This window comes from Pseudomonas sp. NPDC088429, assembly GCF_044753305.1.
Lineage (GTDB): Bacteria > Pseudomonadota > Gammaproteobacteria > Pseudomonadales > Pseudomonadaceae > Aquipseudomonas > Aquipseudomonas rustica.
In genome coordinates, this window is record NZ_JBIVMX010000016.1 from 17984 (window position 1) to 30999 (window position 13016).

12 protein-coding genes and 1 pseudogene are annotated in these 13016 nt (G+C 58.5%); 10 read left to right on the top strand and 3 right to left on the bottom strand.

All coding sequences use genetic code 11. The features are described 5' to 3' along the window. Positions 1-97 precede the first annotated feature (97 nt). From ACIP66_RS11230 to ACIP66_RS11240, 3 genes are all read right to left on the bottom strand, one after another. Positions 98-754, bottom strand: a complete 657-nt coding sequence (locus ACIP66_RS11230; protein WP_400647992.1) for a hypothetical protein — start codon at positions 752-754, stop codon at positions 98-100. Between the two features lie 50 nt (positions 755-804). After that, complete coding sequence (locus ACIP66_RS11235; RefSeq protein ID WP_400647995.1) at positions 805-1623, bottom strand: hypothetical protein; 819 nt, start codon at positions 1621-1623, stop codon at positions 805-807. Positions 1624-1769: 146 nt separating this feature from the next. Then, positions 1770-2435 (bottom strand): hypothetical protein, encoded by a 666-nt coding sequence (locus tag ACIP66_RS11240; protein ID WP_400647998.1) that lies wholly within the window; start codon positions 2433-2435, stop codon positions 1770-1772. Positions 2436-2664: 229 nt separating this feature from the next. Between ACIP66_RS11240 and cbiE the strand changes: the two genes are divergently transcribed. From cbiE to ACIP66_RS11290, 10 genes and pseudogenes are all read left to right on the top strand, one after another. Then, a complete protein-coding gene (gene cbiE / locus ACIP66_RS11245) occupies positions 2665-3876 on the top strand; it encodes a precorrin-6y C5,15-methyltransferase (decarboxylating) subunit CbiE (protein WP_400648000.1) in 1212 nt (403 codons plus the stop codon). Then, the gene (locus tag ACIP66_RS11250) at positions 3869-4600 is read left to right on the top strand and encodes a cobalt-precorrin-6A reductase (RefSeq protein WP_400648002.1); all 732 of its coding nucleotides are present in this window, start codon (positions 3869-3871) and stop codon (positions 4598-4600) included. Before cbiE ends, ACIP66_RS11250 begins: the two co-directional genes overlap by 8 nt. A gap of 157 nt (positions 4601-4757) precedes the next feature. Further along, positions 4758-5059: pseudogene (locus tag ACIP66_RS11255) on the top strand (type II toxin-antitoxin system RelE/ParE family toxin). Between the two features lie 3 nt (positions 5060-5062). Continuing rightward, entirely contained in the window at positions 5063-5353 is a 291-nt protein-coding gene (locus ACIP66_RS11260; protein ID WP_400648004.1) for an addiction module antidote protein, read from the top strand. Between the two features lie 99 nt (positions 5354-5452). Further along, positions 5453-5851: a DUF2946 domain-containing protein gene (locus ACIP66_RS11265; RefSeq protein WP_400648006.1), complete on the top strand. Its 399-nt coding sequence runs from the start codon at positions 5453-5455 to the stop codon at positions 5849-5851. Between the two features lie 48 nt (positions 5852-5899). Continuing rightward, the gene (locus ACIP66_RS11270; RefSeq protein ID WP_400648008.1) at positions 5900-6379 is read left to right on the top strand and encodes a copper chaperone PCu(A)C; all 480 of its coding nucleotides are present in this window, start codon (positions 5900-5902) and stop codon (positions 6377-6379) included. Positions 6380-6400: 21 nt separating this feature from the next. Continuing rightward, a complete protein-coding gene (locus ACIP66_RS11275) occupies positions 6401-6847 on the top strand; it encodes a DUF2946 domain-containing protein (protein WP_400648010.1) in 447 nt (148 codons plus the stop codon). 84 nt (positions 6848-6931) lie between these two features. Continuing rightward, the gene (locus ACIP66_RS11280; protein ID WP_400648012.1) at positions 6932-9052 is read left to right on the top strand and encodes a TonB-dependent copper receptor; all 2121 of its coding nucleotides are present in this window, start codon (positions 6932-6934) and stop codon (positions 9050-9052) included. A gap of 100 nt (positions 9053-9152) precedes the next feature. Next, positions 9153-10532 carry a PepSY domain-containing protein gene (locus tag ACIP66_RS11285; protein ID WP_282357202.1) on the top strand — a complete coding sequence of 460 codons (1380 nt, stop codon included), beginning with the start codon at positions 9153-9155 and terminating at the stop codon, positions 10530-10532. A 151-nt stretch (positions 10533-10683) separates the two neighbouring features. Continuing rightward, entirely contained in the window at positions 10684-12807 is a 2124-nt protein-coding gene (locus tag ACIP66_RS11290; RefSeq protein WP_400648014.1) for a TonB-dependent receptor, read from the top strand. Positions 12808-13016 lie beyond the last annotated feature (209 nt).

Here is a 13016-nt window from a genome sequence, read left to right on the forward strand (position 1 = left end):
GGCGCGGTATTATGCCTGCTTTGTTCACCGGCATGAAAAGTCTGCCCGTCGGTTTTGCAAGACATATCCCTCGACGGGCATTGCCCTCGCGGGCATTTCAGGCCAACGCGATGATTTGCTCTTGGCGGCGCTCGCCCAGTAACGAGATAACCTTGGCCCGGGAAAAACCATAATCCTCGGGATCGATCAGCGCTTTGTAGCCTTCGACAAACACGCGGCCCTGGATACTTTTGTTATTGAAACGATGATAAAGCACATTATCGACGACGATTTCTGCAACTTCAAAAGACACGACCACAGTCGATACCGCGATCCCGGAAGAAACAAAGCCCAACATAAATCTGATGCAATTCCCCTCCAACAAAACATGTGGCTGGATACTCTGATTAGCAACCGCGGCGGAGACTTGCTTCAACTGCAACTCGATCGCTGAAGCGCACAAGCGTGTGACCGTCGCGGGAATCCAGCTGTGCAGAAGTCTGGTTGCCAACTCCAACACGGTAAAGCTTTCAGGTAAAGGCGCCGGAAAATTTACGCCTGGGTTGTCCAGCAACAGGGCACCGGTGGCTCTCAATGCCATTTTATTAGCGTGGGCCCATGATTCAACGTCGCGGCCATCGGACACTTTATGGGCGGCGACTGTTTGAGCATACAGCAGCGCATCGAGGCTATCGGATCGGTCTGCTGCGGATAATTCGTCCGCCACCAGAATGACCGCGCCGGCGCAGACGAAAGTTTTAAATCCTGTGTTCATTTTCAGCTTCCTGGAAAGCCAGAGACTCGCGTCTCTGGCTTTATTTAAACTCAGGCCTTCGTACCGAACTCATAGCTCAGCGCTTTTTCACGCTGCTCGGTCAGCGCTTTGACAATCAGCGGCTCGACCATCAAGTAATCCTCTTCATCCATGTGCATGGTGGCCGCGCCGTTATAGATTTCAACTGCCGAAGTGGCCCACTCGATAAACAACACTTTGGTCGGTTGTGCAGTGGCGAGGTATTGCACGGCTGCAACGGCCAGGGTAATGCCACCGTCGGTATCTTCCAGGGCGCTGGACATGCAGAAGTTGCCACCTTCGGCTTTCTTCGAGTTGTTTTCAAAAAGCTTCAATGCTTCAGGCTCGTTCTTCAGTGCATCCATGGTTGCATCGGCGACAGTCGACAGTACCTTCAATGCTGTCTGGCCTTGGCCAATGGCTGCACCCACTGCCGCATGAATAATGGTCAAGGCAACATTGTCCATCGTGAGCTTTTGCGAAGAAGCACTGTAGCGATTATACGGCTGGCTGAAGGCGAACCATCCGGTCAATTTCATCAGTCGCATGAACTCGTTGTATCGCTGTTCTTTCTGACTGGCCGCCGGAAATTTGAGCAAGGCCACCAGGTCGGCATACATGTACGTATTCTTGACTATACGCTTGCTGCGCTTGGACATGCTCGCATCAAAACCTGCGATACCCGACCCCATGATGGCGGCGTTCAGTTCATCCTTGTCAATCGGCAAGTTCGCAGCGGCCCGAACGGTGCGCGCATGCATTACTGGTTGTGCCGCGACAAACTCATTGCACTCCGTAATTAATGCAACACGTTGAGCAGCAGAAGTTACCTGTTCATTTAATTCATTCATTACTATTGATTCCCTGCAATTATTTAAACGCCGTCTTGGCGTAAAACCAAATTAACCCCACGTTTAAAATTAATCAACTTTCGTTCCATTCAATTCATTTCAGCTGTCACACCAACGCTAAAAATCGTTCCATCACCAGCCACGATTTAACGCGTCAGTTCAATTTCCGCCGTACGCATTTCAAGCACCGCTTCGCTTAACCGTGCGCGATACTCTTCCATCTGTCGCGGTTTGATTGCAAAGCGCCTGGACTGGATATCAAGTTGCGCACCGGTGTGCTGTACCGTCCAGAATAGATAATTCGAACTCCAGTCAGTTTGCAGAAAACGCACGTTGCTAATCACGATCTCCAACTCTTTTTGCGCATTGTATTGTGCTGGGGAAAAACGAAAGTCTGCCCATGCGCGCGCGCCATCGGATAACACATCGATTCCAGCCGGGCTAACCTCAAGTAACTGAAAGGTCTCTTTCATTGCGGCAATTTTTGATCGACTTATCAGCGTCGACACCGATTTCGCCCACTTGTCCAACAAGTTTCCCGTGAATTTTTTGTCGGCAACAATTACCGGTTCGTATTCCAACCCCCAGCCAACAGACCACAGGACGCCAGAGTAAAATTCGAACCATGCTGCAGGTTCATGTTTTCTGTTATGGCGTTGATCCGCTCTAAACTCCGCCCAGCGCATACTGTCTTTAATAAACCGTTGATCTGCCTTGGCCACACCCGAGAGAAACGACAGTAAATTGCCTCCCATTACGACTGAAGCACCGCCATCAGTCAAAGTACTTGCAGCCCGCTGTATCTCACTCATATCTACACTCCTGTATATTTAACGCACCTTGCTTGGCACTCATTATCACTGCCTGTTCATCTTTAAACGGCAGTTCATTGCACTGAGAATAACAACCTCAAAACAATTCCAATAAAAGCAACTAAAACAATTAGTGTCCGTTCGCCAATTAACAGATTGAAAGCAGTCAGTTGGCGGCCATCGCGCTATCATGTCGCCGGATAATGGCAAGCACACGATTGAGGAAGGTATGGCCCCTTGGCTGACGGTTGTAGGCATCGCTGAAGATGGCTTTAAAGGCCTTGGTAAAAACGCCCGGCGCGCCCTGATGAACGCCTCGCGGATTATTGGTGGCCAGCGTCAGCTGGATTTGCTGCCGGTGTGCATTCGCGGCGAACGCCAGTTGTGGCCAAGCCCCTTTTCTCTCGCGCCGGTGCTTGAGCAGCGCGGCGAAGCGGTCTGTGTGCTGGCCAGCGGTGATCCGATGTTCTACGGCGTCGGCGCCAGCCTGGCGCGGCAGGTGCCGAGTGATGAAATGCTGATTCTGCCCGCACCGTCGTCCTGCTCGCTGGCGGCGGCAAGGCTGGGCTGGCCGTTGCAGGAAGTGAGCATTGTGTCGTTGGTGGCGCGGCCCCTGGCAGCGCTCAATGCGCAGTTGTTCAGCGGCGTGCGGTTGCTGCTGTTGAGCAATGACGGACAGAGCCCGGCGGCGGTTGCGCAATTGCTGCGTGAACGCGGCTTTGGTTCGAGTCGCATGAGCGTGTTCGAACACTTGGGTGGCGATGCCGAGCAACGGATCGACGCCAGCGCCCACGACTGGAACCTTGCCTCGACTGCCGACCTCAACGTGATCGCCATCGAATGCCGCGCCGACGCCAACACGCCACGCTTGTCGCGCCTTGCCGGCCTGCCGGACTCGGCGTTCAAACATGACGGCCAACTGACCAAACGCGACGTGCGCGCCATCACCCTCGCCCGCCTCGCTCCGACGCCCGGGGAATTGCTTTGGGACGTCGGTGCCGGCAGCGGCTCGATCGGCATCGAATGGATGCGCGCACATCCGAGCTGCCGCGCGCTGGCCATCGAAGCCGATGACGGTCGTCAGCATTTGATCGAGCTCAACCGCGATGCGTTGGGCGTGCCCGGTTTGCAGTTGATTCGCGGCAAGGCTCCCCAAGCGCTGCAAGGTCTGGAGCGCCCGGATGCGATTTTCATCGGCGGCGGCGTCACCCGTGAGGGCGTGCTTGAAACGTGCTGGGAACGGCTCAAACCCGGCGGGCGTCTGGTGGCCAACGCCGTGACCCTGCAAAGTGAAGTCACCCTGATGAGCTGGCGCGAACGTTTCGGCGGTGAGCTGACGCGCATTCATGTCGCGCAGGCGCAGCCGCTGGGCGAGTTTGATACGTGGCGACAAGCGTTGCCGATCACGCTGCTTGATCTGGTCAAACCCCTCGATGCGTAAACGAATCCTGTTGCTCGGCGGCGTCACCGAAGCACTCGCGATCGCACGCACGCTGGGGCCGGGGCACATTTACAGCCTCGCCGGTGTCGGCCGTGTGCCGACCGATCTGACCTGTCAGGTGCGCGTCGGCGGTTATGGCGGTGCCGAAGGTCTGGCGCAGTTTATTCGCGCGGAAGGCATCGACCTGCTGCTCGACGCCACGCACCCCTACGCCGCACAAATCAGCCAGAACGCCGCCACCGCCGCGCATCTGACCGGTATCCCGTGCTGGGCCCTGCGCCGCCCGGCGTGGCAGCCGCAAGCGGGCGATGACTGGCGCGAAGTCAGCGACTGGGCAGAGCTGATCAGTGCCCTCAAACCCTTCCGCCGTCCGCTGTTTACCCTTGGCCGAGAACCGTTGCAGCATCTCGACGAAATCCCCGCCGAGCAATTCTGGACACTGCGCGCCCTCGACGTTTATCCCGGCAACGAACGCTGCGAAGTCATCGGCGCGCGCGGGCCGTTCCTGATCGACGATGAACGCGCCTTGTTCGAACGCCGGCAAATCGATGTGCTGATCAGCAAAAACAGCGGCAGCACTGCGACCGAGCCGAAACTGGAAGTGGCACGCGAGCGTGGAGTGCCGGTGCTGGTGTTGAAGCGGCCGGTGTTGCCGGGGGTTGATAGGGAGTTTGGGTCGGCGTCTGAAGTCCTCGCGGCCCTGACGACGCAAGACTTTTCCTGACTTTCAATATTTCTGCGAATTTGCCTGCAATTTTTGAGGACGCAGCCGACTGTTCTTCACTACACCTTCCCCCAATACTTCGGTTCCTTTAATCCCGACAAGCAGACAGCCAAGAAAAGCGGCTTGCCAGCTTGTATCCCAAGGAATACGATTCAGAATGATCGTCGTTGAACGAACCCGCCTGTTTTCCGAATGGCTCGACTCCTTGAAAGACATCATCGGTAAAGGCCGAATCATCTCCAGACTCAAGGCAGCTGAACATGCAACTTTGGCGACTGCGGGTTTGTGGGTGATACCGTTTATGAAATGCGCGTTCATTACGGCCCTGGTTACAGGATGTACTTCACACGTAAAGGCGAAGTGGTTTATCTGCTGTTGATCGGGGGCGACAAATCGACACAAAAGAGAGATATCAAACGCGCCGTGCAGATGGCGCATAACATCGGAAATGAGGAGTGAATCATGACCGAAGAATTCGCCCGTTTTGACGCTGCCGAATACCTCAAAACTCCCGAGGACATGGCGGCATATCTAGACGCCTGTTTTGACGACGATGAAGGCGATGGCGTTCTGATCCGTGCAGCGCTCAATGACATCGCCCGCGCTCAAGGCATGACGCAAGTGGCACGGGATGCAGGTTTGGGTCGCGAAAGTCTCTATAAAGCGCTGAGTAGCACTGGCAACCCTGAATTCGCAACTATCATGAAAGTCATGAAGGCGCTCGGTATGAGGCTGCATGCCGTAGCGTATTGAAAAACGCTGCGACACCAAACCGCACGACGCTTTTTTACTTATCGGCCCTGATCAGGCTAAATAGCCCGCGCCTGATCGCCCACCCAATGGATCTCTCCGATGAACCGACAACGGCTAGCACTTGCCTGGATCGCCTGCTTTGCAGTGCTGTTCAACATGCTCGCCATGCCGATGACGGGGGCGATGGCGCAGGCGGCCAATTCACCGGCCGAACAGTTGCTGTGGAGCAGTTTCTGCACCGGCAGCGGGACGAAGATGGTGGCGATCAACATCGGCGCTACCGATCAAAAAGCGCCGGCCAACGACACGCATTCCAACATGCAGCATTGCTGGTGTTGCTCGGGTTCTGCGCCATTGGTGGCGTTGCCGGGCCATTCGCCGCAGCTGTATTTCGCCCGCTATGAAAGCAATCACAGCGTCGCGCCGCTCTCGCTGCAAACCCCTACTCCGCGCCAGCAATGGCCGAGCCTCAATCCCCGCGCCTCTCCTCTGGTTTGATTTGTTCTCGCAATTGACCTGCGTTTCAAATCGTTCTGGAGAACTGCCATGTTTAACAAATTCATCGTCATCGCTGCGCTGTTGTTGCCCGCGTGCTTCGCCAATGCCCACGAATACAAGGCTGGCGAGATTGAAATCGCCCACCCGTGGTCGCAGGAGTTGCCACCGAATGCGCCGACCGTAGCGGCGTATTTCGTGATTCACAACGGCGGTAAAACGGCTGACCGCTTGCTCAGCGTCGACTCGCCGATCGCCCCCCAAGCGCAGTTGCATGAGCATGTGATGCAGGGCGATCTGATGAAGATGCAGCAGGTGCCGAGCGTGGAAATCCCTGCTGGCGGCAACGTGATATTTGCGCCGATGGCCTATCACGTGATGCTGCTCAACCCGACCGAGCGCAGCCTGCTCACGGACGGCAAGCAATTCCCGCTGACGCTGCATTTCGAGAAGGCCGGCGACGTCACCGTCGAAGTTTCGGTGCAGAAGAAGCCCCCGGAAACCACGCAGGCTCACGCGCACGCTCAGTAAGTCTTCCGGCAGATTCCGCCCATGCGCCCGCTGAGCGCCAGGCCCTCCGCGCCACGCCGTCAGACTGAACACCTGACTCGCGGCAGCTGGATCGCCCTGTTCGCCATGTTGATGATTTTCATCGGCCCACTGATTTCTCAGTCGATGCCGATGGATCAACACGCCTCGACCTCCATGCCAATGAGCATGGACATGTCGATGGACATGCCGGGGATGGATCACTCCGGACAAGACGCGAAACCCAGCGCCGAACATTGCCCGCCACAATCCTCGCACCACGTGCTGTGGGAAAAATGCGGCTATTGCAGCCTGCTGTTCAATTGCCCGGCACTGACCGGCGGCGGCGATTTCGTCGCCTTCAACATCCCGCCACTCAACACTTTCACTCCGCCCTCCCCGCGCCTGGGCCACGCCCGGCAAACCTTCTTCCCCGGCGCCCGCACCCGCGCCCCGCCCATCGCCACGTAAACACGCACCTTTGATTGCACACGGTGGAGAAGACAGCTTCAGGCTGCCGGCCGTGTCGTTTACGACTGTTTGATGGAAATTGTCATGTCCAGGTTTGCTGCTGTTTCACGCTCGGGTTCCGCCCCGGCATCCTTCGCTTTGAACGAATCACGGATTCGTTTCAGGCACGCTAGCGCCGTACTTTGCGGCGTCCTGCTGTCCCCGTTGGTGTTGGCCGATGATCACACCGGCTACAACGAAGAACTGAGTCCAACGGTGATCACCGCGATCGCGCCGAGCTCACCGCTGACCATCGTTACCAACCCAAAAGATCCACGCCAACCAGTGCCGGCGAGTGACGGCGGCGATTATCTGAAAACCATTCCGGGCTTCGCGCTGGTGCGCAATGGCGGCACCAACGGCGATCCGGTATTGCGCGGCATGTTCGGCTCGCGTCTGAACATCCTCACCAACGGCAGCATGCTGCTCGGCGCTTGCCCGGGCCGGATGGACGCGCCGACCTCGTACATCTCGCCGGAAACCTACGACAAACTCACCGTGATCAAAGGCCCGCAAACCGTGCTTTACGGCCCGGGCGCCTCGGCGGGCACGGTGTTGTTTGATCGTGAACCGGAGAGCTTCGGCGAACTCGGCACGCGGGTGAACGCCAGCGTTCTGGCCGGTTCTCACGGACGCTTCGACAAGGTTGTCGATGCCGCTGCCGGTGGCCCGTTGGGTTACGTGCGCGTGATCGGCAACACCGCGCATTCCGACGATTACCGCGACGGCAACAACGACATCGTCGCCTCGCGCTACGACAAGTGGAACGGCGACGTCGCGGTCGGCTGGACGCCGGATGCCGACACCCTGATCGAACTCACCGCCGGCAAGGGCGACGGCGAAGCGCGCTACGCTGGGCGCGGCATGGACGGCTCGCAGTTCCTGCGTGAAAGCCTCGGCCTGCGCTTCGAAAAATCCAACATCACCGACGTGCTGGAGAAACTCGAAGCGCAGGTCTACTACAACTACGCCGACCATGTGATGGACAACTACACCCTGCGCACGCCGTCGGGCACCGGCATGATGGCCGGGCCCATGGCGTCCAATGTCGACCGTCGCACCCTCGGTGCGCGGATCAAAGCGACCTGGCGTTGGGCCGATATTCAACTGATCACCGGCCTCGACGCGCAGACCAACGAGCATCGCCAGCGCAGTTCAATGGGCGTCGACACCTACAAAGATCTGCCCTACACCAAGGACGCCGATTTCCATAACTACGGCGTGTTCGGTGAAATGACCTGGTACGCCGCCGACCGCGATCGGCTGATCACCGGCGCCCGCGTCGACCGCGCCTCGGCCAAGGATTATCGGCAAACCACCGGCTCGGGAATGATGACCCGCCCCAATCCGACCGCCGACGACACCCGCGCCGATACCCTGCCCAGCGGCTTCGTGCGCTACGAGCATGACCTCGCTGACAGCCCGACCACGCTCTACGCCGGCCTCGGTCACGCGCAGCGCTTTCCGGATTACTGGGAGCTGTTCTCGGCGAGCAGCGGCCCGGTCGGTTCGCTCAACGCGTTCGATTCGATCAAACCGGAGAAAACCACGCAGTTCGATTTCGGCGTGAACTACAAGAGCGCCGATCTGGAAGCCTGGGCCTCGGGCTACATCGGCGTGGTGCGCGATTACATCCTCTTCGATTACACCCCGGGAATGATGGGCATGAGCACCTCGCGCGCCGAGAACATCGACGCGCGAATCATGGGCGGTGAACTCGGTGCCGCGTATCAACTCACCGACAACTGGAAGACCGATGCGACCCTGGCCTACGCCTGGGGCAAGAACAGCAGCGACGGTTCGGCCCTGCCGCAAATGCCGCCGCTGGATGCACGCTTCGGTCTGACCTATACCAAAGACAACTGGAGCGCCGGCGCACTGTGGAGGGTGGTTGCCGCGCAAAACCGTATCGACCAGAACAAGGGCAACGTGGTCGGCAAGGATTACGACAAGAGTTCGGGCTTCGGCGTGTTCTCACTCAACGGTGCCTACCGGATCAACAAAAACTGGAAGGTCAGCAGCGGCGTCGACAACCTGTTCGGCAAGGCTTACGCCGAACACTTGAACCTGGCGGGCAACGCCGGATTCGGCTACCCGGCCAACGACCCGCAAGCCATCAACGAACCGGGGCGCACGCTCTGGACCAAGGTGGACATGAGTTTCTAACAAGAAAGTCAAAAGATCGCAGCCCGCATGTACCCCTGTAGGAGCTGCCGAAGGCTGCGATCTCTTGATCTAAAAAAATTCGCCAAGCGGAGCACACGTGATGAATCAGCCCAAACCGAATTTCTACAACCTGGCCTGGCGTTGGCATTTTTACGCCGGGCTCTTCGTCGCCCCTTTTATGGTGATGCTGGCCCTGACCGGCATGATTTACCTGTTCAAACCGCAACTCGATTCATTGATGTACAGCAGCCTGCTCAACGTCCCCGCCGGTCATCACAGCGTCCCGGCCGATGACTTGCTGCAACGGGTAAAAAGCGCTTATCCACAAGGCCAGGTCACCCAATACCTGCCGCCGGTCAACGCCGAACGAAGCGCGCAATTTGTGGTGACCAACGCCGGTCACGAACTCAACGTGTTCGTCGATCCGTACCACGGCGACATCCTCGGCGAACAAGACGCCAAGCAAAACCTGCAAGCCATCGCCCGCGCGATTCACGGCGAATTGATGATCGGCACCGTCGGTGACCGTCTCATCGAAATGGCCGCCGGTTGGGGCGTGGTGTTGGTGGTGTCCGGGTTGTTCCTGTGGTGGCCGCGCGGTCAGGCAGCAGGCATTTTGTGGCCACGGCTGAACAGTCGCGGTCGTGTGTTGTGGCGGGATCTGCACGCGGTCACCGGGTTCTGGGGCGCGACATTGCTGCTGGTGATGCTGCTCAGTGGCATGACCTGGACCGGTTTCTGGGGCAAGCAATACGCGCAAGTGTGGAACGTGTTCCCGGCAGCGATGTGGGACAACGTGCCGACCTCCGATGTTGAAGCGCGAACCCTTAACAGCGCCACCCGCCAGACCGTGCCTTGGGCGATGGAAAACACGCCGATGCCGATGTCCGGCGACCACGCCGAACACATGGCCCACGGCGGCGCCAACGCTGGCCCGGCGGCACCGAGCATCAGCCTGCAAGACGTGCAAAACATCGCCACCGCGCGCAAGGTCGAACCGGGTTACAGCATCACCCTGCCGACCACCGCCACCGGCGTGTTCACCATCGCCGTGTTCGCCGACGATCCGCGCAACGACGCCACCCTGCACGTCGATCAATACACCGGCAAAGTCCTCGCCGATGTGCGTTTCGAACAATACGGCACGGTTGCCCGCGCCACCGAAATCGGCGTGATGCTCCACGAAGGCAAGATGTTCGGCACCTTCAATCAGATCGTCGTGTTGCTGATCTGTCTGATGATTCTGCTCAGCGCCGTCAGCGGCGTGGTGATCTGGTGGAAGCGTCGGCCACAGGGCAAATTCGGCGTGCCACCGCTGCGGCATGACCTGCCGAAATGGAAAACCGGCGTGGTCATCATGCTCGCGCTGGCGGTGATTTTTCCGCTGGTGGGGGCTTCGCTGGTGGTGGTGTGGTTGCTGGATCGACTGCTGCTGTCGCGGTTTGGTCGCCAACCTGAATCTGCCTCAACTTCATCATGAAGCAGGCGAGATGCGCGATTTAGACAGCTCTATAGACTGCCGGGGCTTATATGCCGGCAATTTTTAGTGTTACTGTATAACGCGAATTTGCCATTCTGCCCACGACCACAAGTTGTGGGCTTTTCATTTGATGAAGTGATTCACCGTACCGATGAACAAGTACCTCTTGTCCAGCCTCTGCCTGTTCGCCATGAACAATGCCCACGCCGACAGCGCCCCCCTGACGTTGCCCACCGGCACCATCAGCGCGCCCGCCGTTGACGATGCAACCGTCAGCCTCACCACGCCGACCACCGCCGGTTCGCGGCTGAACCTCAGCGCCATGCAAACCCCGGCCAGCGTTGAAAGCCTCAGCGGCGAGCAAGTCCGCGCACGCGGCGATCGCAGCGTGCAGGACGCGGTGTCGCGCAGCACCGGCATCAGCCGCACCGGGACGCCGGGCGATGGCGGCACATCGTTGCAGGCGCGCGGTTTCACCGGGCAGAGTTCGGTGATGCAGTTGTATGACGGCAACCGCATGTACACCGGCATGGGCACCGTCACGTTCCCGGTCGACACCTGGTCGGTGGAGCGTGTCGATGTGCTGCGTGGCCCGGCGTCGGTGTTGTACGGCGAAGGCGCGACCGGGGCGGTGGTCAACGTTATTCCGAAGAAGCCATTCGAGGGCGACATCGAAAATCATCTGCGCGTCGGTTACGGCTCTTACGACAGCCAACAGCAGGCCTTCGACAGCGGCGGTTCACTGAGCGATACGTTGAGCTATCGCCTCAATCTCAATCGTCTGCGCAGCCACGGCTGGATCGATCACGGCGACGCCTCCAGCGACTTCATCAGCGCGGCCCTGCGCTGGCAGGCCAGCGAAGATCTGGCGTTCACCCTCGCCCACGATTACGGCGATCAGCACCCGCAAAACTACTTCGGCACGCCGTTGATCAATGGCCATTTGCAGGACAGTTTGCGCAACAAAAACTACAACGTGCGCGACGACAAACAGCACTACAACGATCAGTGGACGCGTCTGACCAGCGACTGGCAGATCAACGACTCGGTCAGCGCCAGCAACGAGTTGTACTACCTCAAAGCCCAGCGCCGCTGGCAGAACGCCGAGAACTACAACTTCGACGCGGGCACGCAGCAATTGAGCCGCAGCGGTTATTTCGGCATCGGTCACAAGCAGGAACAGGTTGGCGACCGTCAGACCTTCACCTTCAAACACTCGCTGTTCGGCCTCGACAGCCAGACCGTCAGCGGCGTCGAGTACAACCGCATCCGCTTCCAGCTCAACAGCAACTCACCGTTCAACGACGTGTTGCCGAATGGCCAGGCCGTGGATCTGTATCACCCGCAAGCCGGCACTTTCGAGAGCGCCGACCCTTATCGCGATCAGTTCGACAGCACCACCAAACAGCTGTCGGTGTTCGCCGAGAACCGCACGCAACTGAGTGAGCGCTGGTCGCTGGTGACCGGTGTGCGCCGCGATTACGTGCACGTCGATCGCAATAATCTGCTCGATGGCAGTCAGAGCGACAAGACCCTGACCGGCAACAACTGGAAGGCCGGGCTGGTGTTTGCGTTGACGCCGGACACCTCGTTCTACGGCCAGATGGCGACCAGCACCGACGGTATTGGCGGGCTGATTTCTCTGAGCCCAAGCCAGCAGCAATACGATCTGTCGACGGCACGCCAGACTGAAGTCGGCATGAAGCAGTTATTCTGGGATCAGCGCGGCGAGTTCACATTGGCGGCGTATCGCATCGTCAAGAAGAAGCTGCTGACCGATGATCCGGGCAACCCGACGCTCAAACAGCAAGTGGGTCAGCAGTCGTCTAACGGTCTGGAAGCGAGCCTTGATCTGCAATTGCCGCACGCCTGGCAACTGCAAGCGAACGCGGCGATCGTGAAGGCCAAGTACGACGATTTCTCGGAGGTGGTGAACGGCCAGACGCTGTCGTACAACGGCAATCGCCCGGTGGACGTACCGAGGCGTACGGCCAACCTTTGGCTGAACAAAGCGCTTAGCGATGATCTCAAGGCCGGCGCCGGTGTGCGGTATGTTGATGCGCGTTACGCCGACATGGCCAACCGCAACGAGCTGCCGAGTTACACCGTGGTCGATGCGACGTTGTCGTGGCAAGCGCTGCGCAACACGACGCTGGGCTTGCAGGTGAACAACCTGTTTGACCGCCGGTATGCGCAAAGCCAATACAATGAGGGGCAGCAGTGGATCCTTGGCGAACCGCGCTCGTTTTTTGTCAGCGCTGATTACACCTTTTGATTGAAAGGCCTTGCCCTCACCCTAGCCCTCTCCCAGAGGTAGAGGGGACTGACCGAGGTGTTTGGGCAAGTTGCACCGACTTGAAATACCGAGTCGAACTGAAGCTTTGAAAAGCATGAAGATCGGCCCCCTTTCCCCCTCTACCCCTTGGGGGAGAGGGTTGGGGTGAGGGGGAAAAAATCTCACTGAACCACCACAATCATCGACAT

Coding starts and splice junctions, on each gene's coding strand:
- ACIP66_RS11280 (WP_400648012.1), top strand. CDS start 6,932: ATGTCCAGGTTTGCTGCTGTTTCACGCTCGGGTTCCGCCCCGGCATCC.
- ACIP66_RS11270 (WP_400648008.1), top strand. CDS start 5,900: ATGTTTAACAAATTCATCGTCATCGCTGCGCTGTTGTTGCCCGCGTGC.
- ACIP66_RS11290 (WP_400648014.1), top strand. CDS start 10,684: ATGAACAAGTACCTCTTGTCCAGCCTCTGCCTGTTCGCCATGAACAAT.
- ACIP66_RS11260 (WP_400648004.1), top strand. CDS start 5,063: ATGACCGAAGAATTCGCCCGTTTTGACGCTGCCGAATACCTCAAAACT.
- ACIP66_RS11230 (WP_400647992.1), bottom strand. CDS start 754: ATGAACACAGGATTTAAAACTTTCGTCTGCGCCGGCGCGGTCATTCTG.
- ACIP66_RS11235 (WP_400647995.1), bottom strand. CDS start 1,623: ATGAATGAATTAAATGAACAGGTAACTTCTGCTGCTCAACGTGTTGCA.
- cbiE (WP_400648000.1), top strand. CDS start 2,665: ATGGCCCCTTGGCTGACGGTTGTAGGCATCGCTGAAGATGGCTTTAAA.
- ACIP66_RS11285 (WP_282357202.1), top strand. CDS start 9,153: ATGAATCAGCCCAAACCGAATTTCTACAACCTGGCCTGGCGTTGGCAT.
- ACIP66_RS11240 (WP_400647998.1), bottom strand. CDS start 2,435: ATGAGTGAGATACAGCGGGCTGCAAGTACTTTGACTGATGGCGGTGCT.
- ACIP66_RS11250 (WP_400648002.1), top strand. CDS start 3,869: ATGCGTAAACGAATCCTGTTGCTCGGCGGCGTCACCGAAGCACTCGCG.
- ACIP66_RS11265 (WP_400648006.1), top strand. CDS start 5,453: ATGAACCGACAACGGCTAGCACTTGCCTGGATCGCCTGCTTTGCAGTG.
- ACIP66_RS11275 (WP_400648010.1), top strand. CDS start 6,401: ATGCGCCCGCTGAGCGCCAGGCCCTCCGCGCCACGCCGTCAGACTGAA.